At 63.1% G+C, this 21,195-nt stretch carries 23 protein-coding genes; 15 read left to right on the top strand and 8 right to left on the bottom strand.

Annotation, left to right across the window (positions count from 1 at the left end):
* Positions 1 to 8 precede the first annotated feature (8 nt).
* The 9 genes from BSG19_RS07135 (at position 9) to BSG19_RS07175 (ending at position 9,813) form a co-directional block, all read left to right on the top strand.
* The gene (locus BSG19_RS07135) at positions 9 to 797 is read left to right on the top strand and encodes a lyso-ornithine lipid O-acyltransferase (protein ID WP_092986288.1); all 789 of its coding nucleotides are present in this window, start codon (positions 9 to 11) and stop codon (positions 795 to 797) included.
* A gap of 98 nt (positions 798 to 895) precedes the next feature.
* On the top strand, positions 896 to 2,302 hold the full coding sequence (gene miaB, locus BSG19_RS07140; RefSeq protein ID WP_092986290.1) for a tRNA (N6-isopentenyl adenosine(37)-C2)-methylthiotransferase MiaB: 1,407 nt from the start codon (positions 896 to 898) through the stop codon (positions 2,300 to 2,302).
* A gap of 40 nt (positions 2,303 to 2,342) precedes the next feature.
* Positions 2,343 to 3,389, top strand: a complete 1,047-nt coding sequence (locus tag BSG19_RS07145; protein ID WP_092986292.1) for a PhoH family protein — start codon at positions 2,343 to 2,345, stop codon at positions 3,387 to 3,389.
* A gap of 2 nt (positions 3,390 to 3,391) precedes the next feature.
* Positions 3,392 to 3,901 (top strand): rRNA maturation RNase YbeY, encoded by a 510-nt coding sequence (ybeY, locus tag BSG19_RS07150; protein WP_092986294.1) that lies wholly within the window; start codon positions 3,392 to 3,394, stop codon positions 3,899 to 3,901.
* Between the two features lie 12 nt (positions 3,902 to 3,913).
* Positions 3,914 to 5,137: a hemolysin family protein gene (locus BSG19_RS07155; RefSeq protein ID WP_092986296.1), complete on the top strand. Its 1,224-nt coding sequence runs from the start codon at positions 3,914 to 3,916 to the stop codon at positions 5,135 to 5,137.
* A 241-nt stretch (positions 5,138 to 5,378) separates the two neighbouring features.
* On the top strand, positions 5,379 to 6,974 hold the full coding sequence (gene lnt / locus BSG19_RS07160) for an apolipoprotein N-acyltransferase (protein WP_092986298.1): 1,596 nt from the start codon (positions 5,379 to 5,381) through the stop codon (positions 6,972 to 6,974).
* A gap of 152 nt (positions 6,975 to 7,126) precedes the next feature.
* Entirely contained in the window at positions 7,127 to 7,552 is a 426-nt protein-coding gene (locus BSG19_RS07165) for a helix-turn-helix domain-containing protein (protein WP_092986300.1), read from the top strand.
* 220 nt (positions 7,553 to 7,772) lie between these two features.
* The gene (gene metK / locus BSG19_RS07170) at positions 7,773 to 9,014 is read left to right on the top strand and encodes a methionine adenosyltransferase (protein WP_092931812.1); all 1,242 of its coding nucleotides are present in this window, start codon (positions 7,773 to 7,775) and stop codon (positions 9,012 to 9,014) included.
* 82 nt (positions 9,015 to 9,096) lie between these two features.
* Positions 9,097 to 9,813, top strand: a complete 717-nt coding sequence (locus BSG19_RS07175) for a tRNA (guanine(46)-N(7))-methyltransferase TrmB (RefSeq protein WP_092986302.1) — start codon at positions 9,097 to 9,099, stop codon at positions 9,811 to 9,813.
* A 12-nt stretch (positions 9,814 to 9,825) separates the two neighbouring features.
* On the opposite strand, the gene BSG19_RS07180 is transcribed toward BSG19_RS07175, so the two are convergent.
* From BSG19_RS07180 to BSG19_RS07190, 3 genes are all read right to left on the bottom strand, one after another.
* On the bottom strand, positions 9,826 to 10,719 hold the full coding sequence (locus tag BSG19_RS07180; protein WP_092986304.1) for a DMT family transporter: 894 nt from the start codon (positions 10,717 to 10,719) through the stop codon (positions 9,826 to 9,828).
* Between the two features lie 150 nt (positions 10,720 to 10,869).
* Entirely contained in the window at positions 10,870 to 11,127 is a 258-nt protein-coding gene (locus BSG19_RS07185; protein ID WP_062595250.1) for a BQ00720 family protein, read from the bottom strand.
* A 139-nt stretch (positions 11,128 to 11,266) separates the two neighbouring features.
* A complete protein-coding gene (locus BSG19_RS07190; RefSeq protein ID WP_092986306.1) occupies positions 11,267 to 11,695 on the bottom strand; it encodes an Hsp20 family protein in 429 nt (142 codons plus the stop codon).
* A gap of 206 nt (positions 11,696 to 11,901) precedes the next feature.
* Here BSG19_RS07190 and BSG19_RS07195 point away from each other — a divergent pair, with 206 nt between their 5' ends.
* Positions 11,902 to 12,846, top strand: coding sequence for a nucleoside hydrolase (locus BSG19_RS07195; protein ID WP_092987275.1), 945 nt, complete (start codon positions 11,902 to 11,904; stop codon positions 12,844 to 12,846).
* 76 nt (positions 12,847 to 12,922) lie between these two features.
* On the opposite strand, the gene BSG19_RS07200 is transcribed toward BSG19_RS07195, so the two are convergent.
* The 3 genes from BSG19_RS07200 to rmuC form a co-directional block, all read right to left on the bottom strand.
* Positions 12,923 to 13,243, bottom strand: coding sequence for a hypothetical protein (locus BSG19_RS07200; protein WP_092986308.1), 321 nt, complete (start codon positions 13,241 to 13,243; stop codon positions 12,923 to 12,925).
* 97 nt (positions 13,244 to 13,340) lie between these two features.
* On the bottom strand, positions 13,341 to 14,240 hold the full coding sequence (locus BSG19_RS07205; RefSeq protein WP_092986310.1) for a ribokinase: 900 nt from the start codon (positions 14,238 to 14,240) through the stop codon (positions 13,341 to 13,343).
* A 62-nt stretch (positions 14,241 to 14,302) separates the two neighbouring features.
* Positions 14,303 to 15,499 carry a DNA recombination protein RmuC gene (gene rmuC / locus BSG19_RS07210; protein ID WP_092987276.1) on the bottom strand — a complete coding sequence of 399 codons (1,197 nt, stop codon included), beginning with the start codon at positions 15,497 to 15,499 and terminating at the stop codon, positions 14,303 to 14,305.
* A gap of 170 nt (positions 15,500 to 15,669) precedes the next feature.
* On the opposite strand from rmuC, the gene def reads away from it, so the two are divergent.
* Genes def through truA form a run of 3 tightly spaced genes read left to right on the top strand, consistent with a single transcriptional unit; the run spans position 15,670 to position 17,929 of the window.
* Positions 15,670 to 16,194, top strand: coding sequence for a peptide deformylase (gene def / locus BSG19_RS07215; RefSeq protein WP_092986312.1), 525 nt, complete (start codon positions 15,670 to 15,672; stop codon positions 16,192 to 16,194).
* A 55-nt stretch (positions 16,195 to 16,249) separates the two neighbouring features.
* Positions 16,250 to 17,185, top strand: a complete 936-nt coding sequence (gene fmt, locus BSG19_RS07220; RefSeq protein ID WP_092986314.1) for a methionyl-tRNA formyltransferase — start codon at positions 16,250 to 16,252, stop codon at positions 17,183 to 17,185.
* Positions 17,186 to 17,929 carry a tRNA pseudouridine(38-40) synthase TruA gene (truA, locus tag BSG19_RS07225; RefSeq protein WP_092986316.1) on the top strand — a complete coding sequence of 248 codons (744 nt, stop codon included), beginning with the start codon at positions 17,186 to 17,188 and terminating at the stop codon, positions 17,927 to 17,929.
* 6 nt (positions 17,930 to 17,935) lie between these two features.
* Here truA and BSG19_RS07230 read toward each other — a convergent pair whose 3' ends face one another.
* Positions 17,936 to 18,535 (bottom strand): hypothetical protein, encoded by a 600-nt coding sequence (locus tag BSG19_RS07230; RefSeq protein ID WP_092986318.1) that lies wholly within the window; start codon positions 18,533 to 18,535, stop codon positions 17,936 to 17,938.
* Positions 18,522 to 19,787: a succinyl-diaminopimelate desuccinylase gene (dapE, locus tag BSG19_RS07235; protein WP_092986320.1), complete on the bottom strand. Its 1,266-nt coding sequence runs from the start codon at positions 19,785 to 19,787 to the stop codon at positions 18,522 to 18,524. Before dapE ends, BSG19_RS07230 begins: the two co-directional genes overlap by 14 nt.
* A gap of 116 nt (positions 19,788 to 19,903) precedes the next feature.
* On the opposite strand from dapE, the gene BSG19_RS07240 reads away from it, so the two are divergent.
* Together BSG19_RS07240 and dmeF are read left to right on the top strand one after the other, a co-directional pair.
* Positions 19,904 to 20,182, top strand: a complete 279-nt coding sequence (locus BSG19_RS07240) for a metal/formaldehyde-sensitive transcriptional repressor (protein ID WP_092986322.1) — start codon at positions 19,904 to 19,906, stop codon at positions 20,180 to 20,182.
* Positions 20,179 to 21,195 (top strand): CDF family Co(II)/Ni(II) efflux transporter DmeF, encoded by a 1,017-nt coding sequence (gene dmeF, locus BSG19_RS07245; protein ID WP_092986324.1) that lies wholly within the window; start codon positions 20,179 to 20,181, stop codon positions 21,193 to 21,195. The genes BSG19_RS07240 and dmeF overlap by 4 nt, the downstream gene beginning before the upstream one ends.

Here is a 21,195-nt window from a genome sequence, read left to right on the forward strand (position 1 = left end):
GCCGCACGATGATCGTCTGGCTCCGGATCGTCGTCTGCGTCTTTCTCCTGATCGTGGCGACGCTTCTGCTCGCGCCGGTGCAACTCTTTCTGCTCTGGCGTGACGGACCGGCGAGGCGAACCCTTCCGCGCCTCTGGCACCGCATCGCCTGCCGGATGATCGGGCTTCGCGTCCATGTCCACGGCATGCCGGATACGCGGCGCCCGCTGCTCCTCGTGGCGAACCACGTCAGCTGGAAGGACATCCTCGCTCTCGGCTCGGTCGCCGATGTCGTCTTCATTGCGAAAGCGGAGGTGAAGGCATGGCCTGTCTTCGGCCCGCTCGCCCGCCTGCAGGCAACGATCTTCGTCGCGCGCGAGCAGAAGCGCACGACCGGAAACCAGGTCAACGAGATCGGCGCGCGCTTGGCAGCAGGCGAAATCGTCGTTCTCTTTCCCGAAGGCACGACCTCTGACGGCAACCGGGTGCTAGAGATCAAGACCTCGCTCTTCGGCGCCGCCGCTGCCGCCGTTCCGCTTGCGCCGGAGGGCACCGTCCACGTCCAGCCGGTCGCCATCGCCTATACCAGGGTCCACGGCATGCCAATGGGGCGCTACCACCGCCCCATCGCAGCCTGGCCGGGGGACATCGAACTGGTGCCGCATCTCATGGGGGTCCTGCGCGAAGGGGCGGTCGATGTCGATCTCGTCTTCGGCGACACCATCGACTACCGCGCAGAGAGCAACCGCAAGAAAGTCAGCAGGGACGTGGAGATGCAGCTGAAGGGCATGCTGCTGTCCCGGCTTCGGGGGCGATGAGCGGGGGAGTGACGTGTCTCTTCCCCCATTCTTCGCTCTATCTCCTTCCCTGAAGCACATCGCTTCATTTTCCAGGCGATTTGCGCTATGGAGCCGGCATGACCGACCAAACGCTCCTCGCTCCCGTTTCCATCTCCGCTCTGGCGCCTGCCACGCCGGCGCCGACCAAGAAGGTCTTCGTAAAGACCTATGGCTGCCAGATGAACGTCTATGATTCCGACCGGATGACGGACGCGCTGGCAAAGGACGGCTATGTCGCGACCGACAATGCCGAGGATGCGGATCTTGTCCTGCTCAATACCTGCCATATCCGCGAAAAGGCGGCCGAAAAGGTCTACTCGGCGCTTGGCCGGCTGCGCGATCTGAAGAAGCGCAAGGCGGGCGAGGGGCGCGAGATGATGATCGGCGTGGCCGGCTGCGTGGCGCAGGCGGAAGGCGACGAGATCCTGCGCCGGGCACCGGCCGTCGATCTCGTCATCGGTCCGCAGACCTATCACCGCCTGCCGGAAGCGCTGAAGCGCGTCAGCCGTGGCGAGCGCGTGCTGGAAACCGATTACGCCATCGAGGACAAGTTCGAGCACCTGCCGGCCCCCGACAAGGCGAAGACGCGCGCGCGCGGCGTCACGGCGTTCCTCACCGTTCAGGAAGGCTGCGACAAGTTCTGCACCTTCTGCGTGGTGCCTTATACGCGCGGCTCTGAAGTCTCCCGCCCCATGGCGCAGATCGTGGCAGAGGCCGAGAAGCTCGTATCCGCAGGCGTTCGCGAGATCACGCTGCTCGGACAGAATGTCAATGCCTGGCACGGCACCGTCACCACGGGTGGCGAGGGCCTCGGCGCTCTGCTGCGGCGCCTTTCGGAAATAGAGGGCCTTGCGCGCCTGCGCTACACGACCAGCCATCCACGCGACATGGACGACAGCCTGATCGAGGCGCACCGGTCCCTGTCGACCCTGATGCCCTACCTGCACCTGCCGGTCCAGTCAGGCTCGGACCGTATTCTCAAGGCCATGAACCGCCGTCACACGGCGGCAGAGTACGTCGCGCTTGTCGAGCGGATCCGCCGCGCCCAGCCGGACCTTGCTTTGTCGGGCGATTTCATCGTCGGCTTCCCTGGTGAGACCGATGCGGATTTCGAGGATACGCTGAGCCTCGTGCGCACCATCGGTTATGCACAGGCATTTTCGTTCAAATATTCCACGCGCCCCGGCACGCCCGGCGCCGACCTCAAGGATCAGGTGCCGGAGGATGTAAAGGCCAACCGTCTGGAAACGCTACAGGCTTTGCTTCTGGAACAGCAGCGCGCCTTCAACGAAAGCTGCATCGGCCGCACGATCGACCTGCTTCTGGAAAAGCCCGGCCGCATGCCCGGTCAACTCATCGGCCGCTCGCCTTGGCTGCAGTCCGTGAATGTTGATGCAAAGGGCGTGGAAATCGGTGACATTATCAAGGTACGAATCACCGCCGCGGGTCCCAACAGTTTGTTTGCCGACGTGGTCGACGACTGATACAATCAGGGCCTGACGACATCCTCGGGAGCCCTGCCGCTTGAACGGACACGAATTGGTTTCAAACCCGCCGCGCCAGTCGAAGACAACGCCTACGACAGACGCCAATCACTTCGTGCTCACATTCGAGAACAACCGCTTTGCGAGCGAGCTGTTCGGACAATACGACCAGAACCTCAAGCTCATCGAGCAACGGCTGCATGTGGATGCCCGACCGCGCGGCAACTCCGTGGCGATCTCGGGCGAGGTGACGGCCACCAATCAGGCGCGTCGTGCACTGGATTATCTTTATGGTCGCCTGCAGAAGGGCAGTACGGTCGAGGTCTCCGACGTCGAAGGCGCGATCCGCATGGCTGTTGCCGCTGACGACCAGTTGCAGCTTCCCACCATGGAGAAGAAGGCCAAGTTGAACCTCGCGCAGATCTCGACCCGCAAGAAGACCATCGCCGCCCGCACCCCGACGCAGGATTCCTACATCCGCGCGCTGGAGCGTTCCGAGCTTGTCTTCGGCGTCGGCCCGGCCGGTACCGGCAAGACCTATCTCGCCGTTGCCTACGCGGCCCAGCTTCTGGAGCGTGGTGCCGTCGATCGCATCATCCTGTCGCGTCCGGCGGTCGAGGCCGGCGAACGTCTGGGCTTCCTGCCCGGCGACATGAAGGAGAAGGTCGATCCCTATCTTCGTCCGCTCTACGATGCGCTCTACGACATGATGCCCGGTGACAAGGTCGAGCGGGCGATTACTGCCGGCGTCATCGAAATTGCGCCGCTCGCCTTCATGCGCGGCCGCACGCTCGGCAATGCCGTCGTCATTCTCGACGAGGCGCAGAATACGACGACGATGCAGATGAAGATGTTCCTGACGCGTCTCGGCGAGAACGGCCGCATGATCGTGACCGGGGATCCGAGCCAGGTCGATCTTCCGCGGGGCACCAAGTCGGGCCTCGTGGAGGCGCTGCAGATCCTGAAGGATGTCGAGGGCGTGTCCGTTGTACGCTTCAAGGATGTCGACGTCGTACGCCACCCGATGGTCGCGCGCATCGTGCGGGCCTACGAGGCGCAGACGGCCGTGCCGGACGAAAGCCTCTAGGCATGGCGGCGAGACTGGACCTTCAGGTCAGCGTCGAGGAAGGCGGATGGCCGGACGAGGCCGTGCTCGAGGCATCGAGCACGCGCATTCTCGAACATGCCGCAGCCTTTCTCGTGCGTGAGGAAGGTCAGCCCTTCCCGAAGATGACGCCGGAATTGTCTCTCGTCTTCACCAGCGACGCGGAAATTCGTAGCATCAACGCGGAATGGCGCAGCCAGGACAAGCCGACGAACGTCCTGTCCTTCCCTGCCTTTCCCGTCGTTCCGGGCGGCATGCCAGGCCCGATGCTGGGCGATATCGTGCTGGCCTACGAGACGCTGGTGCGCGAATCAGAAGAACTGGGAAAGCCTTTCGACGATCATCTGACACATCTTCTGGTACATGGTTTCCTGCATCTTTTTGGCTATGACCACTTGGAAACAGAAGAAGCCGAGCAAATGGAACAGCTGGAGACTCGCATTCTCTCGGGTCTTGGGGTATCTGATCCCTATGGGGACAGCGATCCCGTTTGACAGTTTGGAACGATGAGCGACTTCAGATCACAGCCTGCCGTAGCAGGCAAAGACGACGTGGAAGCCTCCAGTCAGGACGAACCGGGCAGTAGTAGCGCGGTTCAGGCCTATGAGGCCGAAGCCGCCGAGGCCCTTAAACCCGAGGCGCACAAGCCGGAAGGTCATCGGCATCATACCTCTTTCTGGGCTCGGGCGGCCCGCCTCTTCCGCAGCCCGAACGGCGCCACGATCCGCGAGGATCTTGCCGACGCGCTGATGGCGGATCCTGGAACCGACGAGGTGTTTTCGCCCGCCGAGCGCGCCATGCTCAACAACATCCTGCGCTTCCGCGAAGTGCGCGTGGAGGATGTCATGGTGCCACGAGCCGATATCGAGGCGGTCGACCAAAGCATCACCATCGGCGAACTCATGATCATCTTCGAGGAGTCCGGACGCTCACGCATGCCGGTCTACAGCGAAAGCCTCGATGATCCCCGGGGGATGGTCCACATCCGCGACCTTCTGTCTTACGTGACGAAACAGGCGCGCGCCCGTCGTCGTGGTCCGCCGCGCGTGGCGGCGTCGCCCGCTGTTGCCGCCCTTGCCGCGGATCGGCCGCAAAAAGTGCAGCGCCAGCCGCGCGCCGGCATCGACCTTGCCCGTATCGATCTGGACAAGACCGTGGAAGAGGCCGGCATCATCCGTCAGGTTCTCTTCGTGCCGCCCTCCATGCACGCCTCTGACCTCATGCAGCGCATGCAGGCCGCACGCATCCAGATGGCGCTCGTCATCGATGAGTATGGTGGCACCGATGGTCTGGCATCGCTGGAAGATATCGTTGAAATGGTCGTCGGCGATATCGAGGACGAGCATGACGACAGCGAGGTCATGTTCTCCCGCACGTCGGACGATATTTTCGTCGCCGATGCACGCGTCGAGCTCGAGGTGATCGCAGCTGCGATCGGCCCTGACTTCGATGTTCGCGAGCAGTTGGAAGAGGTGGATACGCTGGGAGGCCTGGTCTTTGCGTCCCTCGGCCGGATACCCGCTCGCGGCGAGGTCGTGCAGGCCTTGCCCGGATTCGAGTTCCAGGTGCTGGATGCCGATCCCCGCCGCGTGAAGAAGGTCCGGATCGTCCGCAAGCGCCCGCCGGCCCGCCGCCGCGTGGTCGTGAAGGGCGAGGAGGATATCGGTGTGGAGCATTCGCTGCCGGAAGCGACTTCCGCGGAAGAGTCGTCGGGCCGAGCAGGCCGCTGATGCGATGATCGTCCTTGCCAGGAGCAGACGGCAAAATAACCTGTCTTTCAAGGTTTGATGCGCTGTCTGACACATGCTCTGGACATGCCTGATGCATCATGAAGAGGGCTAAAGCATTTCCAGCCGGAGCGGAATCGCTTCGGCGTCGGACAATGCGGCACAAAAGCATCGCCTGCGCCGCCATGATAATCATGGCGCAGGATGCCAAATGCTGGGTTGCAGCAAGCTGATAGGATTGCGAATGGAACGTTTGGCCGGCAGGATCATGCTGTCGTCGGGGCTTCGGCGGGCATTCCTCGGTTTTCTGGCCGGGCTGGTCACAGTTCTCGCCTTGCCGCCCTTCAATATTTTTGCTGTTCCTTTTCTGACCTTCCCCGTTCTCGTCTGGCTGCTGGACGGCACGTCCGGCCAGCCGGAACACGGGGCCCTCCGCCGAGCACTGCCCGCCTTCTCGCTTGGCTGGTTCTTCGGCTTCGGCTACCTTCTCGGCAGTCTGTGGTGGCTCGGCAATGCGCTGCTGGTGGAAGCCGATACCTTTGCCTGGGCTCTGCCGTTCGCCGTCGTCGGCCTGCCCGCCGTGCTCGCGATCTATTACGGTCTCGCCGCCTTCGTCGCCCGCCTGCTCTGGTCGGACGGGGTCGGGCGCATCGCGGCCCTTTCCGTCGCTTTCGCAGGCGCCGAATGGCTGCGCGGCGTGATGTTCACCGGCTTTCCATGGAACGCCGTGGGAATGGCGGCCATGCCGGTACCGCTCCTTATGCAGTCGCTCTCTCTGGTCGGCATGATCGGCATGAACCTGCTGGCCGTCTTCGTCTATGCGGCGCCCGCTCTTATCGGCACCCGCAAGGGTATGGGTGTCGGTCTTGCCATTTCGGCCGGTCTTGTCGCTGCCCATCTGGGCTATGGCGCCTATCGGCTGCACCAGGCGCCGCTGCCTGCCGCCGAGCCGCAGGCAATGGTTAGGATCGTTCAGCCTGTGATCGATCAGGCCCGCAAACTCGACGATACTGAGCGCGCCTCCGTCTTCGAAGCGCATCTCGCACTCAGCGCGGCGCCGCCCGAAAATGGCGGCAAACGGCCGGATATCATCGTCTGGCCGGAGACGGCGGTCCCGTTTATCCTCACGGACAATCCGGATGCCCTGACACGCATTGCCGACGTTTTGCAGGATGGGCAGCTTCTCGTCACCGGCGCGGTCCGTACGGAAGACGCGGGCGCCGGTCTGCCGCCGCGCTACTACAATTCCGTCTATGTGATCGATGACCGCGGCCAGATCGTCGGTGCGGCGGACAAGGTTCACCTCGTGCCTTTCGGTGAATATCTGCCATTCGAGGACCTTCTGTCGCGCATGGGGCTGAGCGCGATCGCCGCCTCGATGCCCGGCGGCTTTTCATCGGCAGCAACCCGCACCATTCTAACGCTGCCGGGGGGGCGCACGCTGTATCCGCTGATCTGCTACGAGGCGATTTTTCCGAACGAAATCGGCAGCGACGCGCTCTCCACGGGTGCGCTCCTCAATATCACCAATGACGCCTGGTTTGGGGACACGCCAGGGCCCTACCAGCATTTCCAGCAGGCGCGCCTGCGTGCGGTCGAAAATGGCGTCCCCATGATCCGGGCGGCCAATTCCGGCATATCAGCGGTCATCGATGCGCAAGGAAATGTCGTCTCGGGGCTTTCTCTCGGCGAACGTGGCTTTTTCGACACAATTCTGCCCGGTCGTGCGGCTTTGGTCGCCGCGCCTGAGCAACAGCGAAGGCACGCTTTCGTTCTGGTGCTGTTTCTGATGGTGTGCGCGTTAATTTCTCGTTTTGGTTTTGTTTTTCGGCGTAATTGACCCAAAACGCATGAAGTTGCATAGTGCCCGCCGCCGGCAACCTCACCTATGCTCGGAGGGGAATGATCCGGACCATGTGGCATGGCATATGGTCTGCTCTCTGCACCGGCCGGAGTACGGGCTGAAGTCACTTCGAATAATAGGAACCCGCTATGATTGAGAATAAGAAGAAGCCCAATCCGATCGACATCCATGTCGGAAGTCGGATCAGGCTTCGCCGGACAATGCTCGGAATGAGCCAGGAAAAGCTGGGCGAAGCCCTTGGCATCACCTTTCAGCAGATCCAGAAATATGAAAAGGGCACCAACCGTGTTGGTGCGAGCCGTCTTCAGAACATCTCCGCTATTCTCAATGTTCCCGTCTCCTTCTTCTTCGAGGATGCACCGGGCGACTCCGGTTCAGGCGGCGGTGCGTCCGGCATGGCTGAAGCCTCGAGCTCGAACTATGTCGTGGACTTCCTGTCGTCTTCCGAAGGCCTCCAGTTGAACCGGGCTTTCGTCAAGATCGGCGACCCCAAGGTCCGGCGCAAGATCGTGGACCTGGTCAAGGCACTGGCGGCGGACGTCGAGTCGGAATAGCTCCGGAAGACCCGGTTCGGAAAAGGCGGCTTACGGGCCGCTTTTTTTATGGCGGGGAGGGCTGGCGCAAGGACGTGCGACGGTGCCGCAGCAGAAGGAAATTCGCAACAAACATCCGCATTTGTTGATATAAAGATATATTTATGTCCTTGTGCGCTTGTCTTTTACGGGCATACTTACTACACCGTCGAAGCCTGTTTTCACTGAGGGGACGTCCCGCATGCGTGCTAACTACCTGTTTACTTCCGAGTCCGTGGCTGAAGGTCATCCCGATAAGGTTTGCGATCGGATTTCGGACGAGATCGTCGATCTGGTCTACCGTGAAGCTGCAAAGACGGGCGTCGATCCCTGGGGCGTGCGCATCGCGTGCGAAACGCTGGCGACGACGAACCGCGTCGTGATCGCCGGTGAAGTGCGCCTGCCGCCGAGCCTGATGAAAAAGGACAAGAACGGCAAGGACGTTATCAATCCGGCCAAGTTCAAGACCGCTGCCCGCAAGGCCATCCGCGAAATCGGCTACGAGCAGGACGGCTTCCACTGGAAGACGGCGAAGATCGACGTGCTGCTGCACTCGCAGTCCGCGGATATCGCGCAGGGGGTCGATAACGCAGCCGACAAGCAGGGCGATGAAGGTGCCGGCGACCAGGGCATCATGTTCGGCTACGCCTGCCGCGAAACCGCCGACCTTATGCCTGCCCCGATCTATTACTCCCACCGCATTCTCCACCTGCTCGCCGCCGCCCGCAAGAAGGGCGAGGGCGATGCCGGCAAGCTGGGACCCGACGCAAAGAGCCAGGTCACCGTGCGCTATGTCGACGGGCAGCCGAAGGAGGTCGCCTCCATCGTCCTGTCCACGCAGCATCTGGACGAAAGCTGGGATTCCGCCAAGGTCCGCGCCGTTGTCGAGCCCTATATTCGCGAAGCTCTGCACGACATCGAGATCGCGGCGGACTGCAACTGGTATATCAACCCCACTGGCAAGTTTGTCATTGGTGGACCGGATGGCGATGCCGGACTGACGGGCCGCAAGATCATCGTGGATACCTATGGCGGTGCAGCACCGCATGGCGGCGGCGCCTTCTCGGGCAAGGACACGACCAAGGTCGATCGCTCCGCGGCCTATGTCGCTCGTTACCTCGCCAAGAACGTCGTGGCGGCAGGGCTTGCCGACCGCTGCACGATCCAGCTCTCCTACGCTATCGGCGTTGCCCAGCCGCTCTCGATCTATGTCGACCTGCACGGCACCGGCAAGATCAGCGAAGATGAGGTCGAAGCGGCAATCCGCAAGACGATCGATCTTTCGCCCTCCGGCATTCGCCGGCATCTCGACCTGAACAAGCCGATCTATGCCAAGACATCGGCCTACGGCCATTTCGGTCGCAAGGCCGGTCGCGACGGCTCGTTCTCCTGGGAGCGTCTCGACCTCGTCAAGCCGTTGAAGGATGCGCTGAAAGCGGCCTGAGCCGTTTCGGTTTGCAGAAATGTGTGACAAGAGAACGGATGCCCTTGCCGGCATCCGTTTTTGTTTTTGGAGACGTCAGCGCATGACAGACAAGCGCCCCTCCGGGTCCCCTACCCGGGCGACAGAAGCCTTCTTCGGCCGCCGCAAGGGAAAGCCGCTGCGGGCGAGCCAGGCATTGCAGCTGGAGCATGGCCTGCCGGCATTCCGCCTCGATCTTGATGCGCCCGCACCGGAGGATCTGAAGAGCCTTTTCCCGGATGACGTGGAGCGCGTGCGGCTGGAGATCGGCTTTGGCGGCGGCGAGCATCTGATCCACCGCGCCGTCGAGCAGCCCTCGACCGGCTTCATCGGCGTCGAGCCTTTCGTCAATTCCATGGCGAAGCTGGTCGGCCGCATCGAAGAGGTCGGGGCGCGCAACATTCGCCTGCATGACGACGATGCGACGCAGGTCCTCGACTGGCTGCCGATGGCGAGCATCGATCAGATCGACCTTCTCTATCCCGATCCCTGGCCAAAGCGGAAACACTGGAAGCGCCGCTTCGTCTCCCCCGTCAATCTCGACCGCTTCGCCCGCGTCCTGAAACCGGGCGGCCTGTTCTGCTTTGCCTCCGACATCGATACCTATGTGAACTGGACGCTGCTGCACTGCCGCGATCACGAAGCCTTCGACTGGCCCGCTCGCAATGCGAGTGACTGGCTGGCGCCATATGACACCTGGCCGAGCACGCGGTACGAAGCGAAGGCGCGGCGCGAGGGGCGCAGCTCCGCCTATCTCACATTTCGGCGCAAAGAGGATTGAAGCTTCGGATCGTCAGGGGACGGGCGTGAGCTTCGGCTTGCGCCCGAAGGGCACGAGGCCCAGCACCAGCGCGCAACCGGCGATGATCACGGCGGCGCCAGCGATTTGTATCGCAGTGATCGGCTCGTCGAGCACGACGGCACCGATAAGAACGGCAACCACCGTCACCGCGAATTCGACGCTGATGGCGCGGGTCGCGCCGATCGAGGCAACAAGCCGGAAATAGGTAACGTAGGTCAGCGCGCTCATGACGCAGGCGAGCACGAGAAGCGCACCCACATCCGTCAAAGAGGGCAGCCTCGGAACCGGGATTGCCAGCAGAAGCGGTAGCGTCATGATGCCGCCGGAGAGAAACGCGCCGATCGTGACCTCCAGCGAACCAATGCCCCGCAAGCGGTGACTTGCAAAGTTGCTGCCGAAGGCGGCGCAGAAGGCACTGAAGAGCGAGGCGGCGCAGCCGAGCAGGAAATCCGGCGTGACGGGTACTGCGGGAAAACCGACCAGAAGCACGATGCCGATCGTACCGACAAGAAGGCCGAGCAGCCCCTGTGTCCGCATGCGCTCAAGCTTCCAGAGATGCGCGATGACCATGGAGAAGAGCGGGATCGCGGCGACGAGAATGGCGGCCATCGCCGTTCCGATGCGCGGCGTCGCATAGGAAAGTCCGATCAGTTGCCCGGCAACCGTGGTCGAACCGACGATGACGAAGGGCAGCGGACGCGCGCCGAAATCAAGCGCGCGGCGACGAAGAGCAGCGAAGACGAGAAGCGTGCCGCCGGCAACAAGGCTCCGTAACGTGACCGCACCCACCCAGCCGAAGGCATCGACCACGTGCAGGAGCACGAGGAACGAAAGCCCCCAGGCAATGGCGAGGAACAGATAGGCGGCGACGTCATGCTTCTTCATGCCATCCGGTTATCCGATGGCAATGAGGACGGCAAAGACTTTTGCTGGGGACGTTTGGGACGCCGCTATAGCCGGGTTCAATGGCTGCGGCGTCGTGTGCGGCTTCGAAAAGAGGGGTTCATCGCCCGCAGATCGGAGCCGTCTCGATGATCAGTGAAGCGTGACCGTTTTCAGGTCGTCTTCGGCAGCCTTGAAAAAGGTGCTGGAACGGTTGTCTGTGAGAAGGATGGGCGTACCATCGGCGCCGAAAAGGGCCCAGAGGTCCAGTCCCGGTTCCATGCTGGGTGCTTCGGGGAAGCAGCGCGAGACCTCGTCAGACCGCATTTTCCGGATGTAACCGACTTCACCTGCACCAAGATGTGCCAGGTCGGTTTTCGACAAATGGCTGCTGACGTGCTTCAATCCCATGAACTCTCTCCTCGTTGCCGCACGAACCCTTCGTCAGAAAGATCACGCGACATAAGATTATGTTTTCATGCGAGGATTGGCGAAATTCGCAACCAGGGTCGCCAGCCTTGCAGCCGGCGAGGTCACCTTGCCGGTGAGCTCACTCTGAGACCAAAATGTTAATTTTCTTTACCATACGAACAGGTTCTGGACGAATGAGGTCGACAGAAAGCAGTCCGTTGCGCAATTCGGCCTTCATGACTTCCATGCCCTCGGCAAGCACGAACATGCGCTGGAACTGACGCGCCGCGATGCCGCGATGGAGATAATCGCGCTCTTCAGCATCGCTCTGGCGACCGCGAATGACAAGCTGGTTCTCGTCGATCGTGACCTCGAGATCGTCTTCCGCAAAGCCGGCCACGGCGAGCGTGATCCGCAAGCGTTCCGGCTCTTCCGCCGTCCCTCCGCGCACACGCTCGATATTGTAGGGAGGATAGCCGTCATTGCCCTTGGCGACGCGTTCGAGCGTCTTCTCCATGGCATCGAAACCCAGCATCAGCGGGCTCGTGAAAGGTGTCAGGCGGCTCATATCTCGTCCTTGCAAACCTCAAGCGACCGATAACGCGAACCCGCGATGCGGCATCCGCGCTGGATATATGGGGTGCACCTCCGCCGCGCGCAAGCCGCCTTGCGCCCCTCTCCGCACGAATCGATCTGGCCCGGAAGCGACCCTTACCGCCTCGCGGGAATCGTTCTATGGATGGGAACTATCGACAGCAGGATAAGGATATCCCCGTGGCCGCACCCGCCAAGATCATCATCGACACGGACCCCGGACAGGACGATGCCGCAGCCATCATGCTGGCGCTCGCAAGCCCGGAAGCGCTCGACGTTATCGGGATAACGACCGTCGCAGGCAATGTGCCGCTCAGCCTTACCGCCCGCAATGCCCGAATCATCTGCGAGCTTTCAGGCCGCCCGGACGTGAAGGTCTATGCCGGCGCGGACAGGCCGCTCTTGCGCGCCCTCGTGACGGCCGAGCACGTCCATGGCTCCACCGGCCTCGACGGCACTGTTCTTTCCGAGCCCACCATGCCGCTGCAGAAGATGCATGCCGTGGACTTCATCATCGACACGCTTCGCACGGAGCCTGAGGGAACCGTGACCCTCTGCACGCTGGGCGCCCTGACCAACATCGCTCTGGCACTTCAGAAAGCGCCCGAGATTGCAGGACGGGTAAAGGAGCTGGTGATGATGGGCGGCGGCTTCTTTGAGGGCGGCAACATCACGCCGGCCGCGGAGTTCAACATCTACGTCGATCCCGATGCCGCCGATATCGTCTTCAAATCCGGCATGCCCATCGTCATGATGCCGCTCGACGTGACGCACAAGGTGCTGACGCTGAAAACGCGCGTCGATCGTATTCGCGCCATCGGCCGCCCGGCGGCTATCGCCATGGCGGAAATGCTCGACTTCTTCGAGCGCTTCGATATCGAGAAATACGGCAGCGATGGCGGGCCGTTGCACGACCCGACCGTGATCGCCTATCTGCTCCGGCCCGAGCTCTTCTCGGGCAGGGACTGCAACGTGGAGATCGAGACAACGTCCGACCTGACGGTGGGAATGACGGTCGTTGACTGGTGGCAGGTCACGGGCCGTCCTCAAAATGCGAAAGTCATGAAGGATGTTGATGCCGACGGCTTCTTCGATCTTCTGACGGAGCGGCTTGCACGCCTTTGAGTACGATAAGGTCAACGAAAAAGCCGCGCGATCCAGACGGATGCGCGGCTTTAAAGACCGTTGATGTTTCTGGCGCTTAACGCCACCACGACCGTGGCTCGGGCTCGCTCGAAGAGCCGAGGATATAACCAACGGCCATTCCGATGGCTGTCGCTAGGACAACTACGCCGGCGATGCCTGTCGGGTGTTCTCTTGCCACATCCGCAACAGCGCGGCTCTCGGCCTTCACCTGAGCCACTGCCTTCTTCGCGTAGGGCGCTGCGGCGTCATAGGCTTCTGCCGCCTTCTCGCGCGTGTCGCTATAGGCGCGTGCACTTTGCGAGGAAACGATCTTTGTCAGGCGCGCCACTTCTTCGCGAAGGGCGCTGACATCTTCACTGGCGGAATTGAAAGACATTTCGGGTTCTCCTTGTCTACCGAACGCTAAACTCCGTCGGACAAGGATTGGTTCCGGTCGGCGCGCGCCACAGGAACCGGGAGGCTTGCGATGCCTTTCAGAGAGCAGCATCCACGGCGCTGGCCAGAGGTATAGCGGGCTGCGCCCCCGGCTTCAGGCAGGCGAGCGAGCCGGCGACCGCCGCGCGGCGAAGGGCCGTTTCGAACGGCAGTCCCGCATCGAGCCCGGCCGCGAGGTAGCCGCAGAACGTGTCGCCGGCCCCAACCGTATCGACCGGCTCGATCACGAGGCCGTTCGCCGCATACATCTCGCCCTCGTGCATGGCGACGACGCCGTCTGCGCCGAGCGTGACGATGACCGTCTGGCCCGTTTCGGCGCTGAGTGCGCGGATGGCCGACTGGCGCTCCTCCGGCGATAACCGGTCACGCCCGGCAAGGCGCTCGAACTCGGTTTCGTTGGCCACCACGATATCCGCCATGCGTCCGAGCGCCGCTGCATGCTCGGTCAAAGGTGCGATGTTGATGATCGAGCGGACGCCGCGCTCGCGGGCGGCAAGAAGCGCCCCTTCGACGGCGTCAGGCGGGACTTCGAGCTGCAGCACCAGCGTATCCTGCGGCGTCATCGTCTCGATGGCGGCAAGCGCATCCGCCTCGTTGACGGTGCCGTTCGCGCTGGCGACGACAACGATCACGTTCTCGCCGTCTCCGCCGACCAGAATATGCGCGGTACCCGTCGGCTCGCTCGCGGTTTTCACCAGCGACAGATCGGTGCCCGCCTCCTTCATGAGGCCAAGGGCGGATTCGGCAAAGGCGTCCCATCCGACGGCACCCGCCATGCGAACGGAGGCTCCTGCGCGTGTTGCGGCCAGCGCCTGGTTCGCGCCCTTGCCGCCGGCCGCCGTGGTGAAGCTGTTGCCCGTCACTGTTTCGCCTGGTTTCGGCAGGCGCGCCGTGGTGGCGATAAGGTCCATGTTGATGGAGCCGAAAACGGTGATCATGCAATGCCTCCCGAATGCGCCGCGTCGGGCGGCGTGTGTAAGCGGGACACTGCCCGACGCCCTCAGTCCTCGTCAACCACTCTCAGCTTCAGCGAGCCGATGCGGCTGCCGGGTGCCGGTGCCTGCCCGGGCTGCGCTCCGTCCGGCGCGGGGTCCGCAGCGGCGGCACCTGCGCTCTCCTGCAGTTCCAGCGCCTCGATCTTGGCGCCACGACGCTTCAGCTTGTCGGACGAAATCAGGATGTCGTCGACATCCTTCTGCGTGGTGGTGAAGTGTCCATGCAGCTTGCGCACCCGCTCGTCGAGCCGTGACAGATCTTCCATCAGTCGCACCACTTCACCCTGGATCAGATGGGCTTGCTCGCGCATGCGATGGTCGCGCAGGATCGCCTGGATGACCTGGATGGAGAGCAGCAGCAGAGACGGCGAGACGATGACGACCCGCGAACGGTGCGCCTTCTGCACGATGCTCTCGAAATGTTCGTGGATGTCGGCGAAGATCGACTCGGATGGCACGAACAGAAAGGCCGTATCCTGTGTCTCGCCGGGGATCAGGTACTTCCCGGCGATATCCTTGATATGCACCTCCATGTCGCGCCGGAAGAGGAGCGACGCCTGTCGCTTCAGCTCCGGGGTCTGTGTCGCACGCATGGCATTCCATGCCTCCAGCGGAAACTTCGCATCGATCGCAAGTCCCGGCTGCCCGTTCGGCATGCGGATGATGCAGTCGGGCCGCGAGGCGTTCGAAAGGGTTGCCTGGAATGTGTAGGCGCCCTGCGGCAGTCCATCGGCGATGATCGTTTCCATGCGCGCCTGCCCGAAGGCGCCGCGGGTCTGCTTGTTGGCAAGAATCTGTTGCAGCCCGGCCATGTCCTTGGCCAGCGACTGAATGTTCGTCTGGGCCGTGTCGATGACGGCCAGCCGCTCCTGCAGCGTGCGCAGGTTTTCATGCGTCTGCCGTGTCTGTTCGGTGATCGAAGCACCGATGCGCTGCGTCATTCCGTCGATGCGCTGGTTGATCGACTGGTTCAGTTCGTATTGCCGCGTCCCGAAAATGTCGGCGATGGCGGCAATCCGGCCCTGCATCTCGGTCTGCGCCTGGATCAGCGCGGCCATCTGCTCCTGCGCCGTGTCGACTTTGGCAGCGGCCCTGTGTCGAAAAGCAGCGAACATGACCAGCGCGGAGAGAACCAGCAGGCTGGCGAGCAGCCACGCGAAAACGGTTGCCGAAAGGCCTGTCGCGTTGGCGGCTGCGAGCATGATATCGGCGGGCGAGAGAGCGTTCATGGCGCGACTGTAGCGAAATTTAACGCCAAATCCAGATCAAATCGTGAACATAATCTTGATCAGCGGAAGTTTCCGCGCGAAAATCAGCGCAAATTCCCGCTGGCCGAATTCCATCGCCAGAAAAGATCGGCTATCACGACGCCATGACGATCAAGCCCCTCATCATCCTGCCAGATCCCCTGCTTCGCCAGATTTCCGCGCCCGTCGAGCGTGTCGATGACGAGGTGCGCCGCGTGGCCGACGACATGCTGGAAACCATGTACGACGCACCGGGCATCGGGCTTGCGGCGATCCAGATCGGCCTTCCCCGTCGCCTTCTGGTGATCGACCTTGCCAAGGAGGGTGACGAGGCAGCGCCACAGGTCTTCATCAATCCGGAGATCCTCACCTCGACCGACGAGCGTTCGGTCTATGAGGAAGGCTGCCTGTCGATCCCGGATTATTACGCCGAGGTCGAGCGTCCCGCAGGCATTACCCTGCGCTATCTCGATCGCGAGGGCCATCAGCAGGAAATCACGGCGGATGGGCTGCTCGCCACTTGTCTGCAGCACGAGATCGACCACTTGAACGGTGTGCTGTTCATCGACCATATCTCAAAGCTGAAGCGCGAGATGGTCGTGCGCAAATTCACCAAGGCCGCCAAGACCCGCGGTTCGAAGGCGATCTGATCGGGGCGGGCCGCCGTCGATGATGGCCCCGACCGCGCTATCGAGGGAGGCCGTCATGCCGCTGCGTATCGTTTTCATGGGAACGCCGGAGTTCTCGGTGCCGACGCTTGCCGCGCTGGCGCAAGCCGGCCACAAAATCGTTGCCGTCTACACCCAGCCCCCGCGCCCCGGCGGCCGGCGCGGTCTCGACCTGCAGAAGTCTCCCGTGCATCAGGCCGCGGAACTGCTCGGCATCGAGGTCCGCACACCGCAGAACTTCAAGGCCGATGAGGACCGCGAAGCGTTTCGCGCGCTGGATGCCGACGTGGCCGTGGTCGTTGCTTATGGCCTGCTCCTGCCGGAGGCCATCCTGTCGGGCACGCGCCTTGGCTGTTACAATGGCCATGCCTCCCTGCTGCCGCGCTGGCGCGGTGCGGCCCCCATTCAGCGGGCGATCATGGCGGGCGACCGGGAAACCGGGATGATGGTCATGAAGATGGAAAAGGGGCTCGATACCGGCCCCGTGGCCCTGACGAGCCTCGTCACCATCGGCCCCGACATGACAGCGGGCGAACTGCATGACAAGCTCATGGTGCGCGGCGCAGCCCTGATGCGCGAAGCGATGGAGAAGCTGGAGGCTGACGATCTGCCCCTGACCCCGCAGCGCGAGGACGGCGTCCTCTACGCCGCCAAGATCGCCAAAGGCGAAACCCATATCGATTTTTCCAAGCCGGCGCAGGAGGTCCACGATCACATTCGAGGTCTCTCGCCATTTCCGGGTGCCTGGTTCGAACTCGACATCGCCGGCAGGCGCGAGCGTGTCAAAGTGCTTGCCTCCACCATCGAGACGGCCGGCGGCGAGACGGGCACGGCGCTCTTCGACGATCTGACGATCGCCTGCGGGGATGGCTCCATCCGCCTCACACGGTTGCAAAAGGCAGGCGGCAAGGTTCTGCCTGCCGATGAGTTCCGGCGCGGCACGCCGGTTCCCGCCGGCACGAGGCTGTTCTGAATGCCGCGCTTCCGGCTTCTGGTGGAGTATGACGGATCGCCCTATGTCGGCTGGCAACGGCAGGATAACGGGCGTTCCGTGCAGGGCGCCATCGAGGCCGCAGTCCTGCGCCTGACGGGCGAGACGGTGTCGGTCCGCGGCGCGGGGCGCACCGACTCCGGCGTTCACGCGCGCGGGCAGGTGGCGCATACCGATCTCACCCGTGACTGGCCGGCGGAAACGCTGCGCAATGCGCTGAATGCCCATCTCGGCCAGCATGGCGAACGTGTCGCGATTCTGGATGCCGAGCCCGTGCCGGAAACATTCGACGCACGATTCTCCGCGCTTCGCCGCCACTACCTCTACCGCATTATCTGCCGCCGCTCGCCTTTGGCGCTGGAAGCCAAACGCGCATGGTGGGTGGTGAAGGAGCTCGATGCGGGGCTGATGCACGAGGCGGCGCAGACACTGGTCGGCCGGCATGACTTTACCACGTTCCGCTCTGTCCACTGCCAGGCCAACAGCCCTGTTCGCACGCTCGACCGGCTGGATGTGACGCGGGACGGCGATGTGATCGAGATCCGTGCGACGGCCCAGAGTTTCCTCCACAACCAGATCCGCTCGCTGGCGGGCACGCTGAAGATGGTGGGCGAGGGGAAGTGGCCGGTGGAACGGGTGCGTGCCGCACTCGAGGCCTGTGATCGCAAGGCCTGTGGCCCGGTCGCTCCGCCGGATGGGCTTTATTTCATGCAGGTGGACTACTGATGGGCGCTATGCCGGCAGAAGCCCGAAGCTGCGCTGCAGCACCTCGCCGATCATCAGCGACGGCAGGATGAACAGCGCGGAGAGCGTTGCGGCCAGCAACGTCTGGTCGCCACCCGTGATCACCTTCAGCACCCGGAAGATTGCGATGATGATGGCGATAAGGGCTATCAGCGACAGCATGCCCGTCAGGCCTTCGCTGCCGGGTATGACCAGCCGGATGGCCGCCGGAAAGGCCATGCCGTAAAAGGTCGGGATCGACAGCCAGTTGGTGACGACGATGATCGCGCCCAGCGCCTGCCCATAGCCGAGCGGCCGGGCGAGCATGACGATCAGCAGGATCGGCAGGATCCACGTCGCGACATCCACGATGAAGAGCTTGGCGATGAAGGCGAGACCCGCCGTCGAGCCATCGGGCATGTTGGCGAGGTAGAACATGCGCCACGCCGACCAACTGACGGCCATGGCCGGCAGGCACCAGAGAATGGCCGCGAAAGAGCGCCAGACGCCGGAGGCGCTGAGGTCCAGCCAGTCGATGCCTTCCGGCTTGCCCAGCACCAGCATCCAGACGCCCTTGAGGTAGATACCGATCTCGTCAAGCTGCGGCATTGTCGAACCAGCGTTCGAGAAAGGCGAGGTAGATGCCGGTCAGCGTTTCCAGGTCGGCAACGGAGACGCGCTCGTCCACCATGTGCATTGTCTGGCCCACAAGCCCGAATTCCACCACCGGGCAGTGATCCTTGATGAAGCGGGCGTCCGAGGTGCCGCCTGTGGTGGAAAGCGCCGGCTGGCGCCCGGTCACGGCCTCGACGGCGGACGAGAGCGACGAGATGAGCTGGTTGCTGCGCGTCAGGAAGACGTGGCTCGGACGCTCGCTCCACACGAGATCGTAGCGAACGGGATCGCGGCCCGGCCGGAGCGGGCCGTCGGCGGCTGCCCGGTCGAGCCGCGCGATGATCTCCGCCTTCAGGCTGTCGGCGTCCCAGGTGTCGTTGAAGCGGATGTTGAAGCGGAAGGTCGCGCGCGCCGGGATGACGTTGACGGCGGGATTGCCGACGTCGAGGCTGGTGACCTCGAGGTTCGACGGCTGGAAGTTCTCCGTGCCTGCGTCGAAGGGCGGATCCATGAGGTCGGTCGCAAGCTGCAGCGCACCGCGCACCGGACTGTCCGCCAGATGCGGATAGGCGGCATGGCCCTGCACGCCGTGAACCATGACGGTGCCCGACAAGGAGCCGCGTCGGCCGATCTTGATCATGTCGCCGAGCCGGTCGGGATTGGTCGGCTCGCCGACGATGCACGCGTCCCAGCGCTCGCCGCGCGCCTTCGCCCAGCCGAGCAGCTTGGTGGTGCCATTGATGGCGGGGCCTTCCTCGTCCCCCGTGATCAGCAGGGAGATGGCCCCTTTGGGCGCTCCATGTCGATCGACGTAACGGGCGACGGCCGCGATGAAGCAGGCGATGCCCCCCTTCATGTCGACGGCGCCGCGGCCGTACATCATGCCATTCTCAATAGCGGCGGAAAAAGGCGGATGCGTCCACGCCGCCTCATCGCCGACAGGCACGACGTCGGTGTGTCCGGCAAACAGCAGGTGCGGACCGCCGGGATGATCGCCAGAATGGTCGCTTGAACTGCCGAGCCGGGCGTAGAGGTTCTCGATATCCGGCGTCCCCTCTTCCTGTGCGAGCACACGGTCCACTGCAAAGCCGAGCGGCGCCAGCATGGCATCCAGCACCCCGAGCGCACCGCCTTCGGCAGGCGTCACGGATGGGCAGCGGATGAGGGCGGCGAGATTGGCCGTGGGATCGCTGGAAGAAGGCGCGGAAGAGGAAGGAGTGGCGGATGCGGGATCGGCAAGGGACATGAAGGCAGCCTGTTGATTCCGAAAAGATGTAGCCGATCGTTCCCCGGCTGTCACGGCAGTTCGCATATGCAGCAACGGATTGCCTATACGCGCCAAATAGGGTATCCCCCTATGCTATGTCGCATCTTTCGAAGAACAAAGCCAAGCTGATTGCCCGGGTCCGTCGCCTCAAGGGGCAGCTGGAGGCGATCGAACGCGCGCTGGAAGCGGATGAGCCCTGCGGCGCCGTCCTCAATCAGGTCGCCTCCGTCCGCGGTGCCGTCACCGGACTGACGGCCGAGCTGATCGAGGACCACATCCGCAACCATGTAGCCGACCCCGATACGGATGCCGATCCCGAGCGGGCGAGGGGCGCTGCAGATCTGATCGAGGTGATGAGGACCTATCTGAAATGACCGACAACCGCCTTTCAAGCCCCCATGACCACGTCTTTCTCGGTCGTGACCACGCCCGCAACGAGCGCCGCACATGGATCGTCATCGCGCTGACCGCGAGCATGATGATCGCGGAAATTGTCGCCGGCACCGCCTTCGGTTCCATGGCGCTGGTGGCGGATGGCTGGCACATGTCCACCCACGCGGCCGCCATGCTCATCACCGCGCTCGCCTATGTCTATGCCCGCCGCAATGCCCGAAATCCGCGCTTCACCTTCGGCACAGGCAAGCTCGGCGACCTCGCAGGCTTTGCCAGCGCCATCGTTCTGGCTCTCGTCGCTTTGTTCATCGCGTGGGAAAGCGCGCTCCGGCTCTGGTCGCCGGTGTCGATCGACTTTCATCAGGCGATCGCCGTTGCAGCCCTCGGTCTTGCCGTCAATCTCCTGTGCGCGTGGTTGCTGGGTGGCGACCATCATCACGGGCACGGCGATCATGGTCATCATCAACATGGCGGTCATCACCATGACCTCACCCATGGCCACGACCACGCCCAACACGACCATCCGCACCACGATCATCATGCCAAAGCCTCGCAGCACACGGATAACAATCTGCGCGGTGCCTACCTGCATGTTCTCGCAGATGCCCTGACCTCGGTGCTGGCCATCGCCGCGCTCGTTCTCGGCAGCCTTTACGGCTGGCTGTGGCTCGACCCCGCGATCGGCATCGTCGGCGCGCTCGTCATCGCCCGCTGGTCGCTCGGCCTCCTGCGCGACAGCGGCTCGGTCCTGCTCGATTACGTTCCCGCAGGCGAAGATCTGCCCGACGACATCCGGCACGTCATCGAAGCTGACGATGTCAGCATCACGGACCTGCACGTCTGGCAACTCGGCCCCGGCCATCACGGCGCCATCATCGCGCTGAAAGCGGCAGACCCGAAGCCCCCTGCCTTCTACCGCGCACAACTGGCGCATATTGCCGAGCTTTCGCATGTCACGATCGAAGTCGAAGCGGCCGAAGTCAAAGCAGCCTGA

The organism is Rhizobium sp. NFR03, assembly GCF_900111275.1.
Classification (GTDB): Bacteria; Pseudomonadota; Alphaproteobacteria; order Rhizobiales; family Rhizobiaceae; genus Ferranicluibacter.